This window comes from Pseudomonas sp. McL0111 (assembly GCF_052567255.1).
Window position 1 is genome coordinate 5,741,165 of the sequence record NZ_CP199585.1, and the last position, 15,998, is coordinate 5,757,162.

Consider the following 15,998-nt stretch of genomic DNA (forward strand, 5'->3'; position numbering starts at 1 on the left):
AACAATGAAGTCCGGGCCCGGTCGTTATTGATCTATAGGCACGGACGGGTTGCGCTCAAACAAGTCGTTAATTCAGTAGTCATCCATGATGAAAATCCCCGTGGCGGTATTGCGCCGCGAAGTGAAAACGCTGGAAAAGTGTCTGCTACCAAAGCGCGCAATTCGTTAGGACACGTCTCAATTTTCAGAAATATTCAGTAGTAATTGATGGTGAAGGTCGCCGTGGCGTTGGCGGGACCGGCAGTGATGCTGTCCTCGGTCTGGATGTAGCGCGCCTTCAACGGAATCGTATAACTGGCACCCTCGACGGCTCGCGGAGTGATGCCACTGGCGCGCAAGGTTGCCAAGGGCAACGGCGTGCCATTGCTGTCGGCGACTTGCAGGCCGATACCGGTCGCCGCCGGGGTTTCGCCGGGGGCGCTGGGGTTCAGGCTCATGATCCCGAGGTTGGGGGTGATCGCCGTGCGGGTTGGATCGAGGCGGACTTGCAGCACGTTGTTTTTGCGCGAGTCGAGGTTATTGCTGGTGCCATCACTCAACCAGCGCGGGCCGGTGGTCTGGTAATAACCGTTGAACGCCGGGCAGTTGTTCAGGGCAATGGAGAAATCCTTCCACGCAGTGAAAGTGTTCTTGCCCGAAAACTCGTTGGTCATGTGAGTGCCCATCGGCACCGCGACGTCCGGGGTCTGGCAGGTGCGTGAAACGATGTTGATGCTGCCGGAGAAATTCACGCGAGTGACTTCGATATTGTTGCTCGACTGCCAGCGCTGATCCACGGTCGGCAACTGTGATCCCTGAATCGTGCCAGGTGAAACGTCACCGATCTTTATGAACGACATATCGAAAGCCAGAGTGTTCTGGAGTGTCCAGACGCAAACGTTGACTCCACTGCCACAGTTGGTCCCATTTCCGGTGAATGGCAATGCACTACCGGCGTACCAAATGGCAACACCAATGCCGGGAACGCCGGTCTGATAGACATTTCCTGCCCAAGGCGTTCCAGCCCAGGAGGACAGGGCCAGCGGTTTGACCGGCAGACCTCGGCGGGTTTCAATGTTGTACAAACCGGCAGAACACGACAGCCGTACAAAAGTCGCCGCCTGGAATGTCTGCCGATAAATTTCCGCACCCAACGGTACGTCGCGCCCCACCGTCAGATTGCCGCCCAGCAGGGGCTGCGTTCTGACCATGGTTGATGTCCCGTCAATGAAGTTGCAGTCAGCCAGTGCCGCGCCTGCCATCAACGTCAGTCCGGCCACAGCCAGACCCGACTTGAACAATCCGGTGGTTTTCATCACTTGTACTCCTGGGCGCTGTTCACAGAAGCAACGCGATTATCTGTTTGAGCGACCGAGCACACGGCATCCACTTGCTGCAGTTGCTTGCCTGCGCTTTTCACCGACGGCAATGGCAATGCGCATTGCTGACCGGCCTGAGTGCCCCAACTGATCAACAGTCGGCGCGCGTTGTCCTTGACCCGGGCGTAGAGCTGACCGCCCTGCCCGACCACACCGACCGACACGCCACGGTCATCGACCACACTGGCGCCGAACGGCAGGCTGCTGCCATCGGCCAAGGTGACGTTGAGCAACAGCGCCTGACCGTTTTGCGTGCCGTACTTGAGTGCTACTACTGCGCCGGCTCGCGGCGCGACTTGCTGACTGGTTTCGCTCAATTCGACGTTCATGTCGGTGCCCAGCGGATCGATCGCCACTTCGTTCAGTTCATACGGGCGCAAGTACGGCACCACTGCGTTGCCACGCTTGTCGAGGCGCAGCCCGGGGAAGCCGACCACTTTCGCGCCCTCGGCACCTTCAGCGGTGATCACCGCCATGGTTTCGCCGCGATACGGGGTCAGCGTCACGCCATTCGGGTGCGCGACCACGCTGCCGCTGGCATTCACCGACAGGCTGTCATAACCCTCGCCACGGCTGACGGTGGCGCCGACGATGGCTTTGGGGCCGATGTACTGACCGTTGACCGAGGTGCTGTTGGCGCGAGTTGCGCCGTCATGACCGGCCGTCACGCCATAGTTGTACTGACGGTCTTCACCGGCTGTGCCGCTGAGCGTCGCTTGCTCGCTGTAAGTGCCGTGGGTGTCGCGGATGACCCGCGCCGACAGTTGCGGACGATTGACCGTGGAGCCGAACTCCAGCGGCATGCTCACGGTGAACAGCAGGCTGGTGTCCATCTCGCCCATACCCATGCGCGCACGGTTGGCGCTGACGCCATAACTGACCGAGCCGTGCTGTTTGTTGTAGCTGAACTGGTACTGCACATCGCGCCCCGGCAGGTTCCAGTAGTTCTGGGTGAACCCGTTGAACGCCACCTGACCCCAGTCGCCCATGCTCTGGTTGGCGGTCAGCGACAGACGACTTCGCGGACGCCCGTAAAGGCTGGTGTCCAGACCATTGCGCTCGGCATCGAGCAACTGCACGGCGTTGCTGAAATCCAGGTAGTTTTCCGTGGAAAAACGAGTGGCCGCCACGGCAAAGTTACTGCCGGTGCTGAGGATATTTTTGCTGTAACTCAAACGCGCACTCTGGCCACTGGCGGTGCCGCTCTTGAGGTCGGTCTGCGCGTGAGTGACGTCCACCGCCATCGCCCCGACCGGGGTGCTGAACGCCAGTCCACCGAGCGCCGCACGATAGTCGTCGCTCAGTTGCGAGCCGCCGTAACCAGTGAAAATATTGCTCAGGCCACGCTGATAGGTGCCCTGAAAAAGCTTCGCCTGACTGTCGATGTAGTTGTTGCGGGTTTCACCGGCCGTCACGCTGAAACGCGAGGTGCCCGGACGCAGCAATTGTGCGGTCGAGGCAAACGGCACGATGAACGACTGTTCGCTGCCGTCAGCTTCGTAGACGGTCACGTCGAGGTCGCCGCCATAACCGGTCGAATACAGGTCATCGATCACGAAAGCACCCGGCGCCACCGTGGTTTCATACAGCAGATTGCCGGCCTGACGCACGGCCACTCGCGCACTGGTGCGGGCAATCCCGCGAATGATCGGCGCATAGCCGCGCTGGGATTCCGGCAGCATGCGATCGTCGGTGCCCAGTTGCACACCGCGATAGGCCAGGGTGTCGAAAATCTCGCCACTGGTGTTGGCTTCGCCCACGGTCAACTGGCTCTTGAGCGAGGTGACATCGCGCTGGGCGTAGGTGTTGAGTACCTGATAATCCTGACCGTTGAACTTGTCCCAACTGACCGAGCCGTTGTGGCGCAGACGCCAGTCGCCAATGTTCAAACCGGCATTCAGGCCCAGATAAGCCGAGTCGTAGTTACCGCTGTCGGTCTTGTTGTGATTGGCGTTGAAGTTGTAGCTGAGAGTCCCGGCGGTCACGCCGCGATCCCACAATTCAGGGCTGACATAACCACGCACATCGCGGCGCAGGGCAACCTGCGGAATGCTGATGTCGAGTTGCTGATTGGACGGCGAAAACGTCGCACTCGCGCCTTCGATCAACTGCGCGATATCCAGGCACGATGCTCCGCTTTCCACGCTCGCCATCGCTTCAGCGGACAGCCGTCGAAAATCCACACCGACCAATTCCAGTACGCCACGGCTGAAGCACACCGTCGGGTGGCTGCCATCGGCTTCGGCATTGATGCGGATGTCCTGGCGCGTCATCAATTTGCCGTTGACCGCGATGTCGGCGCGGTACTCGCCCGGCAACACCGGGTTGCCCTGCTGATAGGCTGCGAGGTCGAGACTGCGCGAATCCTCGGGCAGAAAGGCGTCGTTGAACTGAACGTCTTCGGCCCATGCCTGGGTGGCGAACGCACCTGAAACGCCGGCCAGCATCTGGAGAACCAGAGCGGTCAGCGGATTCAGGGCAAAGCGAGGGCGAGCCTGCGGGCGCGCCCCCAGGCGTGGAAGAGTTTTCATAGGTTACTCGGGCGCTAAAACGTTCGCGGAAAGATCAGGGCTTGAGCGGTTGCTTGACCGGCACCAGAGCGCCGTAGTCGTTGATGGCGTTGAACTCGACCTGCGCCGCTGCACCGGGCATCGACTTGAGTGCAGGCAAGGCAAAGGTCCTGGTCTCACCCGGGCCGATCATGCCGTTCTCGCTTTCGAAACGCTGCGTGCCAACGGTCAGGGCCAGTTCGACCTGGGACATGTGAAACGCGCTCGGATTGAAGGCTTGCAGAGCGAAACCCTTGTCCGCCGGCACGATTTTCCATTGCACCTGCTGCATCGCCTCATTGGGATTACCCGGCAGACCATCAGGACGGTAGAAAATCTTGATCCGCGAACGGAAAGCCATTTGCAGCACATTCAGATCCGTCGGACCTTCAGCCTTCGGCGGAATTTCCAGGACATTGAGCCAGAACACCGATTCCTTGTTGGCCGGCAACGCTGCGCCAGTGAACATCAGGCGCAGGCTCTGGCCTTTGCTCGGGTCGATACGCGACACCGGCGGCGACAGCACAAACGGCGATTTGGAGCTGGTCGGACTCGACTGCATATCACCGCTGTCGACCCACGATTGCACCAGCACAGGACGTGCGCCGTTGTTGTTCAATTTGACGGTGACTTCTTTCTGACTCGCCGGATACACCAGACGCGTCCCGGTGATCACCACACCGGCCTTGGCTTGCGAATACATCAGCATGGACAGCATCAACACTGCGCTGATTCGAAACAGACTTGCATAACGCATGACGCACCTCATTTACCGCACGCTGACGCGCCCTGCCCCCCTGGCTCGGGACGCGTCAGAGAGCTATCGGCTTACTGGTAGTCGACGTTGTAGGTCACGGAACTGACCACAGTGCCCGGCGTGGTAGCGCCAGTTGCGAAGTACTGCACGGCGTACGGCATGTTGGCCGCGCCAGTGCCGTCGATGGTGTTGCGAGTGGTCTTGGTGATCTGGTTGGTGTTACCCGCCTGAATCACTGCGCCGCCCTGCTGGTCAACCAGTTGCAGTTGCACGTTGTTCGCGGTACCGGTCATGTTGTTGAGGTTGCCGCTGACCGGGTCAACGGTTGCACCGGAGTTGAAGAACGCCGCAGCGGTGGTAGCGGTGCCTTCGCAGCTGCTCAACTGGATGTTGAAACCGGTCTGGCCTTCAACCTGGCCAGCGGTGGTCAGCAGACCAGTGGAAATGGTGGGCAGGGTCACGGTAGCGATGGCAGGCGAAACCACGCCGTCAACGGAGATGGTGCAGGTCTGGTTGACCAACTCGCCATTGAAATTGATGGTGCCGTCAGCGGCGTTGGCGAACTGGGCGCCAGAGGCGGCAACCATTACAGCGATGGCGAGAGCTTTGCGATTCATGGGACAACTCCAAAAGAAAGATACGAACCTGTCGCGAAAGTCTGGATGGTTGTCCGACGCGGAATGCGTCGTGAGTTACAAGCCATCTGCTTGGGCAACGAAGTAATCTTGATCCTTTGGAGGGGGCGTTCCCGTAGGCGCTTTCCTTGCGCCGTGTAGGACAATTCCTAGCGATTTTGCCGAGAGCTACTTAGGCAAGCAGCGGTTCCAGCTGTTCAGCCAGGCGTTCCATGGCTTGCTGCAAGGCATCGACCGACTCGATCAGACGAGTCGAGTCCAGCCCGTTGCAGGCTGTCTCGAGATTTTCGCAAGCGCTGATCAACGCGCTGGCCCTGATGATCCGCGCCCCACCCTTCACCCGGTGTGCCAGATCTGCCAGGCCGGGCAAGTCATGCTTGGTGAACAGACGCATCAGACGCGCCATATCCTCTTCATTGCTGCTGGCCAGATCACCCAGCAAACTCTTGATTGAAGCGCGGTCGCCACGGGTCAGTTGCTCAAGGCTGGTCAGGTCGATCTCGTCGGACAAGGCCATGTCCGACTGCTCATCGCCCTCTACCGGAGTTTGCGGAACCACCTGCGCCAGACGTGCATTCAAGTCTTTGAGGCTGATTGGTTTGAACAGGCAATCGTCCATCCCGGCCACGCGACAACGGGTGACCTCTTCCGGTTGGGCATTGGCGGTGAACCCGAGAATCAGCCCCGGCGTCAGCCCGCGTGCGGTTTCTTCTTCACGAATGGCGCGTGCCAGTTGGTAGCCGTTCATGATCGGCATGTTGCAGTCGGTGATGACCACATCAAACACTTCGCTGCGCCAGGCGCGCAAACCGTGGGCGCCGTCCTCCGCATCCTTGACGCGATGCCCGAGGTAGCTCAGTTGTTGCGAGAGCAACAGGCGATTGGCCGGATAGTCGTCGATCACCAGAATGTTCAGCACATGGCCGGGCATGCTCGGTTCGACGGTCTCTGCCGGTAATTCAGTCAGGGGTTGCAGGGTCGGCAAGGCCAGTTGCACTTCGATCTGCGTGCCTTGGCCGAGAGTGCTGCTCAGGCTCAGGCGCCCGCCCATCATTTCGCACAACGTGCGGCTGATCACCAGCCCCAGACCGGAACCGCTGCGGGCCGATTGCGTATTGTTGCTGGCCTGAGTGAAGGGGCTGAACAGGCGTTGTTGATCTTCTTCGCTGATACCGTTGCCAGTGTCTTCGACTCGCAGGCATACGCTCAGGCGTTCGTCGTCCTGGCCCGGCTCGACCTTGATGCTGACGCGCACCCGCCCGGCCTCGGTGAACTTGATCGCATTGCTCAACAGGTTCGACAGCACCTGTTTGAAACGCAGCGGATCAATCAGCACATCGCTGTTGGCCGCCGCGTCCAGCTCCAGCACCAGACGCAGGTGCTTCTGTCGCGCCAGCCCTTCGAAAATCCGCACTACTGATTCCACCAGCTCGCGCAGATTGGCGCGTTCCGGTGTCAGTGAAAGACGCCCGGATTCGATGCGGGCAATGTCGAGAATATCGCCGATCAAATCGAGCAGACCGCGCGCAGCGCCCGAGGCGACTTCGATGGCAAAGCGGTCCATGATGCCCTGATCGGCTTTCTTCATCGCCAGTTCAAGCATGCCGATCACCGCGTTCATTGGCGTGCGGATTTCATGGCTCATGGTCGCGAGGAACGTGGTCTTGGCGCGGTTGGCATCATCGGCGCCCTCCTTCGCTTCGCGCAATGCTTCGAGCAAGCGCTGGCGTTCGCTGACATCGATCCAGCCGCCGATCATGCCGCTGACTTCGCCGTTGCTGCCGCGATACGGCAACATCCAGTGGTAGATGGTCAAACGGTTGTCGCCCATGCTCAAGCTGCGATCCTGCACCCGTGGCAAGCCTTCGCTCATCACTTGCAGATAATCATCGTGATAGGCCTGCGCCTCTTCGCCGTTGCTCAGAACGCCTTCGAGCACGGTCTTGCCGATCACTTCATCGCGTTCGACCTTGAACACCTGCAAGTAACCTTCGTTGCACAGCAGCAAGCGCCCTTCGCGGTCGCGCACATAGATCGGATGCGGCGTGCCATCGATCAACACGCGCATGAATTCCAGTTGATCGTTGAGGGCGATTTCCGCCTGCCGGCGCTTGCGCATCAACATCCGCAGATAGGCAATCCAGCCCAGCGCCACCAGCAGCAACACCGCCGCAGCGGCGAAGCCCTGAACAATTGCGGTGCGATTGCGCAACCAGTAACTGTCATCGACCACCACTTCGCTGCGCCAGCGATTGGTCACTTCATCAAGCTCTTCGGGTGGAATGCTCAGCAGGGCTTTTTCGAGGATCGAATACAGCTCCAGTTCGCCCCGCGCCGTGGCGAACGCGACCAGCGCCGACTGCGTGCCGACGGTGCTGGTGATACGCAAACGGTCGCGGTATTGCCGGGAAATCATATAGCGCGCAGTGATCAGCGAGTTGACCGACGCGTCGGCCTGACCATTGGCGACCAGCGTCATGGCTTGCTGCGCGTTGTCGGCATCGATCAGCGTGATTCGCGGATAGTCATCGACCAGCAGTTCATGCACCGGGTTGCCACGGATCACCGCCAACCGCTTGCCGGCCATGTCATCCAGAGTGCCCGGGCTGTCGGCGCCGATCCGGCTGACCAGTACAAACGGCGTGCTCAGATACGGGCGGGTGAAACGCAACGAGCCTTCTCGTTCGGCACTCGGGGTCAGGGTGATCAGCAGATCGGCGCGGCCGCTGCGCATCTGATCGACCATATCCGGCACCGATTCGGCGCGCTGGACGTCAAACTTCAGGCCTGTGCGCAGCGCGACTTTGGCCAGCACGTCGGCACTGATCCCGCGAAACTCGCCGTCCTGGCCGAAAAACGACAGTGGCAAAAAGCTCTCATCGATGGCCACCCGCAAACGCGGATGCCGGGCCATCCAGCGCTGCTCGCTGGCGCTGAAATGCAACGCCTGCTGACCGGGCATGCTCGCACCACCGGCACTCCAGCGGCGCAGGATGGTCATGCGTTCGCCTTGCGGAATACTCGACAGCGCTGCATTGATGATATGCAGCAGTCGCTCGTTGCCACGCGGCATGGAAAACGCGAAGTTCTGCGATTCCATTTGCGAGAAATCGGCCAGTTGCACGTTGTTCAGGTAATTCTTGTTGATCAGATAATTGGCGCTGATCGAATCCCCCAGGTAGACATCGGCGTTGCCGAACGCCACAGCACCGATCGCACTCAGGGTCGACGGATAGAGCTGCACATGGGCCTTGGGGTAAAACGCCTTGACCGTCTCTGGTGGCAGGTAGTGATAGAGCATCGCCACCTGCTTGCCGGCCAGGTCCGGGGACAAGTCCTGACTGTCACCGACCCGGGTCACAAGGGTGGGAATGTCTTCGGCGTAGGCGCTGGATAGCACCAGATCATGATCGGCCGCCTCGAAACCGTTGGAAGTGCCGAGCAGGTCCACTTCACCGCTTTTCAGCGCCTCAAGCACTGCCGAGCGCGAAGCGTAACGGCGCACTTCGATGCGGATGTTCAGCAACTCGCCGAGCAGTTGCGCGTAGTCGGCGGTCAGCCCTTCGTAGTCGGTGCCGTTGCTGGTGATGGCGAACGGCGAGTAATCCGGCGCCGATGCACCGAGGCGCAGCGTGGCCTTGCCGCGCAACCAGCTCCAGTCCTGCTCGTCGAGCGAAACGCGGTAATCATCAACGTTCGAACGACCGAGCACGTGCAGGGTTTCCGCAGGCGCGGCCAGTGCAAGATTGATGGGGCCAACCAGCGTCAGCGCCAACAGCCAGGTGCGAATGGAAAGGCGCATTCAGATCAGATTGTTGCGCTTGGCGAAATCGGCGAGGTACACCACCGATTTCACGTTGAGCTTTTCAATCAGCCGGGTTTTGTAGGTGCTGATGGTCTTGTTGCTCAGCAGCATCGCTTCACCGATTTCCTTGTTGGTCAGGCCGTTGGACAGCTGTTGCAGAATGGTCAGCTCGCGGTCGGACAGGCTCTGAATCAACTCCTGCTCGGTGGCATCGACATCCGAACGACGCACCGAACTGGTCGCCAGATTGGGAAAGTAGGTGTAGCCATCCATGATCGCCTTGATCGCTTTGATCAATTCGTCGATATCGTTGGTCTTGGACAGGTATCCCGCCGCGCCGGCCTTCATGCATCGCATCGAATAAAACAGCGGCGATTGCGAGGTCAGCACGAGGATTTTGCTCTTCAGACCCAGCGCGCCGATGCGGCTGATGACTTCCAGTCCGTCGAGTTTGGGCATGGCAATGTCGAGGATAACCAGGTCCGGGGCATATTCGCGGGTCATCTGTACCGCATCGGCGCCGTTATCGGCCTCGCCAATGACCTCGAAACCTTCCTGTTTCAGGAGCATTACCACCGATGACCGAATGAACGGATGATCATCTACAACCAATGCTTTAAACATATGAACCCCTAAGAGGCACGCCGGAAACACCCCGAAATGCGAACGTCCATGACATGAAAACAACAGGAATGACTGACGGTCCGGAGCGCGGTTCAAAAATACACCAGCATGCCCACAGTGTAGGAACTTTCTCAGCCTTTTCCGCCAGGTTTGCGTGAACGATCATGATTGGCCATCGCAAGTGCTCAACCATTGCAACAAGTCGTGGCCAGACATGGGCCGTGCGAGGAAAAAACCCTGCCCCACTTCACAACCCAGCCCGACCAGAGCGTCCTGCATTGAACGGCTGTTGACGCCTTCAATCACCAATTGCATATCCAGTGAACGAGCCAGCGCCAGGGTGCTGGCGACCATGGCTTGCCAGCACGGCTGATGCTCATGCTGGACCAGTTCGCCATCGAATTTGAGTTGATTGAACGGCAACTGACAAAGCAGATTGAGCGAAGAGAAACCGCTGCCGAAATCGTCAATCGCCAGACCGCAACCGAGCAACCGCAGGCGCAACAGGCTTTCCTGAGTACCGGGCGCCATTTCCAGCAGACCATTTTCGGTCAGTTCGAACTGCAACACCGAACCGGCAAACTCGTGACGTTGCAAGGCGCGTTGAATGTGTTCGACCAGATCGTTATTGGCCAGTTGCGAGGCATGCAGGTTGAACGACAAGCTCAGGTGCAAGCCTTGGCGACGGAGGATGCCCAACAGGCAAAGGCCCTGTTCGAGCAATTGCTTGAACATCGAATCAATCAGGTCATACGCCAGCACGGCGGCGAGAAAATCCCTGGGCAGCAACACACCTTTAGCCGGATGTTCCCAGCGCACCAGCGCCTCGGCACCGGCGACAGCTCCATTGTCGAGAAAAAATTGGGGTTGGAACCATGCCCGAAATTCGCCCAGCGCCAGTCCACGCCGAACTTCATCTTCGCTGGGCAGTTCGGCTGGCGGCTCAAGCACTTCGAAGCCGGGAACCGGCATTCGATAGCGGTTCAGCGCTCGATGCAACAGACGTAACTGCACCGGCGGCTGCATGACCCCGAGCAATTGCAGACCCGACAACGAATTCATTTGAGCCAATGTGCGGTGCAAAGCCGGACGCAATTCGCTGCACAGAATCACCGCACGGACCATGCCGGTTTCCCGGGCATAACCGAGAAATTCCAGGCAATCGAGCCCCTTGTCGACCAGGTCGCACACCACGATGTCGACCCCGCCGGACAAATGCATCTGCACCAGCGCCTGCTCGCCGTCACTGGCTTGCAGCACTTCGCGAACACCCAGGCGATGCAGCATCTTGACCATTACGCTGCGCGCAAATCCATGATTTTCCAGTACCAGAACCCGTGGTGAGGTCATTTTCCATCCATCGCTGCGCAGACCCGAGGACCAGCATAGTGACGATGGGAAAGGGGCTGGTTTGACAGATTAATCCTGTCGCTTTGTAGGAAAATTCCCAAGAGCGACTTTTCCGGTGGTACTACTCGGTAGTACTCGGGCTCCAGAATGCCTGCACCACCAGCGCCGAGGTCGAGATACGAGCCACCAGTGCGTCCAGCTCATCGCCATCGACCGAAGTGGTCGCCAGCGTGGCTTCAATCTCGATTTCATCAGCGCCGAAAGCGTGAACATCGACATCGCTGGCCGGGTAGTTGCTGCGTTCCAGTTCGGCCTCGAGCAAGGCGAACACCGCTGTTTGCTGCGAGCGTCGGGCGATGACGTAGACGATATTGGTGACCTCCGCCGAAACCACGTCCAGTGGCTGACGGTTGATGTTGTTGACGATAGGCCGCAGCAAGGTGTTCGCCGCAAGAATGAACAGCGTGCCGAGCACCGCTTCGGCCAGCAGATCAGCCCCGGCGCAGGCGCCGACGGCCGCTGAAGTCCACAGGGTGGCGGCAGTGTTGAGGCCGCGTACGTTGCCCTCTTCACGCATGATCACCCCGGCACCGAGAAAGCCGATACCGGAGACCACGTAAGCGACGACTCGCACCGCGCCTTCGGCCCCGGCGAGCCGGTTGGCCATGTCGACAAAAATCGCCGCGCCGACCGCGACCAGTACGTTGGTGCGCAGACCGGCAGTGCGTTGCCGGTACTGACGTTCAAAACCGATCAGGCCACCGAGAAGGAATGCCGCGCTGAGGCTGACCAGGGTGTCGAGCAGCGAGGTCAGGTTGAGGTTGTTGATGGCTTGCATGATGAAACTCCATGAACGACACCAGAAACTCTGGTTTGAAACAAAATTGTGGCGAGGGAGCTTGCTCCCGCTGGGCTGCGAAGCGGCCCCAAATCGACATATACAGTCTCAACCATGAAACTGCGTATTCCGGTCTTGCGGCTGCTGCGCAGCCGAGCGGGAGCAAGCTCCCTCGCCACAAAGTTCGGTGTTGCGGTTATTGCCAGCCGAAGCGGCGGATGTAGAAGCCTTTCACTGCCTGGGTCAGCCCCATGTACGCCAGCAGGATCATTGGCAGGAACACGAAGTACATCGAAGGCAGCGCTTGCAGTTTGAAGTAATTCGCCAGCGGGCCCATCGGCAGGAAGATCCCCACGGCCATGATGATTCCGGTCATCACCAGCAACGGTGTCGCCGCGCGGCTTTGCAGGAACGGCACCTTCGGCGTGCGGATCATGTGCACGATCAGCGTCTGGGTCAGCAACCCCACCACGAACCAGCCGGACTGGAACAGCGTCTGGTGATCCGGAGTGTTGGCATCAAACACGTACCACATCAGGGCGAACGTTGTGATGTCAAAGATCGAACTGATCGGCCCGAAAAACAGCATGAAACGTCCGACGTCAGCCGGCTGCCAGCGCTGCGGTTGTTTGAGCATCTCTTCATCGACGTTATCGAACGGAATGGCGATCTGCGAAATATCGTAGAGCAGGTTCTGCACCAGCAGATGCATCGGCAGCATTGGCAGGAACGGAATGAACGCACTGGCGACCAGCACCGAGAACACGTTGCCGAAGTTCGAACTGGCGGTCATCTTGATGTACTTGAGCATGTTGGCGAAGGTCCGGCGCCCTTCGAGCACGCCCTCCTCCAGCACCATCAGGCTCTTTTCCAGCAGGATGATGTCGGCCGCTTCCTTGGCGATGTCCACCGCGCTGTCCACCGAAATTCCGATGTCAGCCGTGCGCAGCGCCGGTGCATCGTTGATGCCGTCACCCATGAAACCGACCACATGGCCATTGCCTTTGAGGATGCGCACAATGCGTTCTTTATGCGTTGGCGTCAGCTTGGCGAAGACGTTGGTGTTCTCCACAGCGACCGCCAGTTCGGCATCGCTCATGCGTTCGACATCGTTGCCCAGCAGCAGGCCTTGTTGTGCGAGGCCGACTTCGCGGCAGATTTTCGCGGTGACCAGTTCGTTGTCGCCGGTCAGCACTTTTACTGCCACGCCATGCGCGGCCAGAGCCTTGAGCGCCGGTGCAGTGCTTTCCTTCGGTGGATCGAGAAACGCCACGTAACCGATCAGCGTCAATTCCTGCTCATCCGCCAGGCTGTAGGTATCGCGACCTTCAGGCATCGAGCGTGCAGCAACCGCCACAACTCGTAAGCCTTCAGCGTTGAATGCTGCGGTGACCTGCCGAATACGGGTCAGCAATTCATCGCTCAAGGCTTCATCGAGTTCGCCGTGACGTACGCGGCTGCACACCGCCAACACTTCTTCCACGGCGCCTTTGCAGATCAACTGATGTGGCTGGCCGCTGCCTTCGACCACCACCGACATGCGCCGACGATTAAAGTCGAACGGGATCTCATCGACCTTGCGAAACGCGGTGCCGACTTTCAGTTCACGGTGGACTTCCACGTGTTCCAGCACCGCCACGTCCAGCAGGTTTTTCAGGCCGGTCTGGTAGTAGCTGTTGAGGTAGGCCATTTCCAGTACGTCGTCGGAGTCTTGACCCCAGACGTCGACATTGCGCGCCAGGAAGATCTTGTCCTGCGTCAGGGTGCCGGTCTTGTCGGTGCACAGCACATCCATCGCGCCGAAGTTCTGGATTGCATCGAGGCGTTTGACGATGACTTTTTTGCGCGACAGGAACACCGCACCTTTGGCCAATGTCGAGGTGACGATCATCGGCAGCATTTCCGGGGTCAGGCCGACCGCAATCGACAGTGCGAACAGCAGTGCTTCGGTCCAGTCACCTTTGGTGAAGCCGTTGATGAACAGCACCAGCGGTGCCATGACGAACATGAAACGGATCAACAACCAGCTGACTTTGTTGACGCCCATCTGGAACGAAGTCACCTCGCGGTCGGTAGCCCCGACTCGTTGTGCCAACGCACCGAAATAAGTGCTGTTGCCAGTGGTGAGAATCACCGCCACCGCCGTGCCCGACACCACGTTGGTGCCCATGAACAGGATGTTGTCCAATTCCAGCGGATTGCGGGTGTCGCGATCCGCCTGACGCGGAAACTTCTCTACCGGCATCGATTCACCGGTCATCGCGGCCTGGCTGACGAACAGGTCTTTGGCGCTCAGCACCCGGCAATCGGCAGGAATCATGTCACCGGCCGACAGCACGATCAGGTCCCCCGGCACCAGCAGTTTGATCGCCAACTCGGCACGCGGCGCATCCCGGCGCATGACGGTGGCGGTGTTGCTGACCATGGCTTTCAGCGCGTCGGCAGCCTTGTTCGATTTGCTTTCCTGCCAGAAGCGCAACAGCGTCGAGAGCACCACCATCGAGAAAATCACGGTGGCGGCTTTCAGGTCTTCAGTCAGCCACGAGATCACCGCTAACAGGGTCAGCAGCAGGTTGAACGGGTTTTTGTAGCAGTGCCACAGGTGAGTCCACCATGGCAGCGGTTGTTCATGCTCGACTTCGTTGAGACCGTATTGCGCACGCAGCGCATCGACTTCGAAATCGGTCAGGCCATCGGTGTGGGTCCCCAGATTGGTCAACAGCAAACCGCTGTCGCAATGGGCGGCATCGACCAAAGTGTTGGCCAGGGTGGGCGGCACTTCACGGCTGACCGTGGTGTCGGTGATGGATTCCAGCAGCGCCAGGCGACGGAAGTGTCGGGCGATGTGGCGGGTCCGCAGAAAACCTGCGAAGAATTCCTTTAGCGTAAGTTTCATGGCTGTTGCCCCTATGGTCAGCCGGGAAACCGTCAAGCAGGTACGACCGCGCCTCGTGCACCGAAAAAAACGGCACGGCAAGGCTTGGCGCGCCGGTCAGAAAAGACAGGCGTGTCGATAGGGCTGCGATCACGACGAAAAGTCGAAACCACGCTCTTTCAGTGTCGAAGAGAAGGACATCGCGACATGACCTGACTGGCCATGCACGGGATGCCGCTGCTCGCTTTTACGGCGAGACAACGGCAGAGAAAGGCTGCGCGTTATCTTGCCGAGAATCCGCCGGTTATCGAGACCGGCCGACAACTGTCACTCGAACAAGTACCCACTGTGGGTCTCCGCTATTGATGAAAACGCGCGAAGCTTACGCCCCGATGTATTGAGAGTAAACCCGTAACTATATGTGTGCCGGGCAAATGCCGGGTTCTTCAGGAAGGGTTCAGGAATCAGAATTTGTGGCGGTCTCAGGGGCCCCATCGCTAGCAGGCTAGCTCCCACAGAGCATCTTCAGTGAACACAGCTTTTGTGTCAGATGAGAATCCAGTGTGGGAGCTAGCTGCTCCCACAAAGCATCTTCGGTGAACACAGCTTTTGTGTCAGATGAGAATCCAGTGTGGGAGCTAGCTGCTCCCACAAAGCATCTTCAGTGAACACAGCTTTTGTGTCAGATGAGAATCCAGTGTGGGAGCTAGCTGCTCCCACAAAGCATCTTCGGTGAACACAGCTTTTGTGTCAGATGAGAATCCAGTGTGGGAGCTAGCTGCTCCCACAAAGCATCTTCGGTGAACACAGCTTTTGTGTCAGATCAGGATCCAGTGTGGGAGCTAGCTGCTCCCACAAAGCATCTTCGGTGAACACAGCTTTTGTGTCAGATGAGAATCCAGTGTGGGAGCTAGCTGCTCCCACAAAGCATCTTCGGTGAACACAGCTTTTGTGTCAGATGAGAATCCAGTGTGGGAGCTAGCTGCTCCCACAAAGCATCTTCGGTGAACACAGCTTTTGTGTCAGATGAGAATCCAGTGTGGGAGCTAGCTGCTCCCACAAAGCATCTTCGGTGAACACAGCTTTTGTGTCAGATGAGAATCCAGTGTGGGAGCTAGCTGCTCCCACAAAGCATCTTCGGTGAACACAGCTTTTGTGTCAGATGAGAATCCAGTGTGGGAGCTAGCTGCTCCCACAAAGCATCTTC

Annotated in this window: 9 protein-coding genes; all 9 read right to left on the reverse strand. The window is 58.9% G+C overall.

Annotated features, from left to right (window positions below; translation table 11 throughout):
* Positions 1-194: 194 nt before the first annotated feature.
* The 9 genes from ACTWLJ_RS25950 to mgtA all read right to left on the reverse strand — a co-directional run bounded on the left by ACTWLJ_RS25950 (position 195) and on the right by mgtA (position 14,812).
* Complete coding sequence (locus tag ACTWLJ_RS25950) at positions 195-1,295, reverse strand: fimbrial protein (RefSeq protein WP_445179034.1); 1,101 nt, start codon at positions 1,293-1,295, stop codon at positions 195-197.
* Entirely contained in the window at positions 1,295-3,889 is a 2,595-nt protein-coding gene (locus tag ACTWLJ_RS25955; RefSeq protein ID WP_445179035.1) for a fimbria/pilus outer membrane usher protein, read from the reverse strand. The genes ACTWLJ_RS25950 and ACTWLJ_RS25955 overlap by 1 nt, the downstream gene beginning before the upstream one ends.
* Positions 3,890-3,923: 34 nt before the next feature.
* On the reverse strand, positions 3,924-4,664 hold the full coding sequence (locus ACTWLJ_RS25960) for a fimbrial biogenesis chaperone (protein WP_445179036.1): 741 nt from the start codon (positions 4,662-4,664) through the stop codon (positions 3,924-3,926).
* 71 nt (positions 4,665-4,735) lie between these two features.
* Positions 4,736-5,281 carry a fimbrial protein gene (locus tag ACTWLJ_RS25965; protein ID WP_445179037.1) on the reverse strand — a complete coding sequence of 182 codons (546 nt, stop codon included), beginning with the start codon at positions 5,279-5,281 and terminating at the stop codon, positions 4,736-4,738.
* Positions 5,282-5,471: 190 nt separating this feature from the next.
* Complete coding sequence (locus tag ACTWLJ_RS25970; protein ID WP_445179038.1) at positions 5,472-9,101, reverse strand: transporter substrate-binding domain-containing protein; 3,630 nt, start codon at positions 9,099-9,101, stop codon at positions 5,472-5,474.
* The gene (locus ACTWLJ_RS25975; RefSeq protein ID WP_445179039.1) at positions 9,102-9,728 is read right to left on the reverse strand and encodes a response regulator; all 627 of its coding nucleotides are present in this window, start codon (positions 9,726-9,728) and stop codon (positions 9,102-9,104) included. It abuts the gene before it with no gap.
* A gap of 162 nt (positions 9,729-9,890) precedes the next feature.
* Positions 9,891-11,078 (reverse strand): EAL domain-containing response regulator, encoded by a 1,188-nt coding sequence (locus ACTWLJ_RS25980; protein ID WP_445179040.1) that lies wholly within the window; start codon positions 11,076-11,078, stop codon positions 9,891-9,893.
* 121 nt (positions 11,079-11,199) lie between these two features.
* A complete protein-coding gene (locus ACTWLJ_RS25985; RefSeq protein WP_445179041.1) occupies positions 11,200-11,916 on the reverse strand; it encodes an MgtC/SapB family protein in 717 nt (238 codons plus the stop codon).
* Positions 11,917-12,112: 196 nt separating this feature from the next.
* Positions 12,113-14,812: a magnesium-translocating P-type ATPase gene (gene mgtA / locus ACTWLJ_RS25990; RefSeq protein ID WP_445179042.1), complete on the reverse strand. Its 2,700-nt coding sequence runs from the start codon at positions 14,810-14,812 to the stop codon at positions 12,113-12,115.
* Positions 14,813-15,998 lie beyond the last annotated feature (1,186 nt).

Excerpts from the sequence above, each read along its gene's own strand:
- ACTWLJ_RS25950 (WP_445179034.1), bottom strand. The coding sequence starts at position 1,295 with ATGAAAACCACCGGATTGTTCAAGTCGGGTCTGGCTGTGGCCGGACTG.
- ACTWLJ_RS25955 (WP_445179035.1), bottom strand. The coding sequence starts at position 3,889 with ATGAAAACTCTTCCACGCCTGGGGGCGCGCCCGCAGGCTCGCCCTCGC.
- ACTWLJ_RS25960 (WP_445179036.1), bottom strand. The coding sequence starts at position 4,664 with ATGCGTTATGCAAGTCTGTTTCGAATCAGCGCAGTGTTGATGCTGTCC.
- ACTWLJ_RS25965 (WP_445179037.1), bottom strand. The coding sequence starts at position 5,281 with ATGAATCGCAAAGCTCTCGCCATCGCTGTAATGGTTGCCGCCTCTGGC.
- ACTWLJ_RS25970 (WP_445179038.1), bottom strand. The coding sequence starts at position 9,101 with ATGCGCCTTTCCATTCGCACCTGGCTGTTGGCGCTGACGCTGGTTGGC.
- ACTWLJ_RS25975 (WP_445179039.1), bottom strand. The coding sequence starts at position 9,728 with ATGTTTAAAGCATTGGTTGTAGATGATCATCCGTTCATTCGGTCATCG.
- ACTWLJ_RS25980 (WP_445179040.1), bottom strand. The coding sequence starts at position 11,078 with ATGACCTCACCACGGGTTCTGGTACTGGAAAATCATGGATTTGCGCGC.
- ACTWLJ_RS25985 (WP_445179041.1), bottom strand. The coding sequence starts at position 11,916 with ATGCAAGCCATCAACAACCTCAACCTGACCTCGCTGCTCGACACCCTG.
- mgtA (WP_445179042.1), bottom strand. The coding sequence starts at position 14,812 with ATGAAACTTACGCTAAAGGAATTCTTCGCAGGTTTTCTGCGGACCCGC.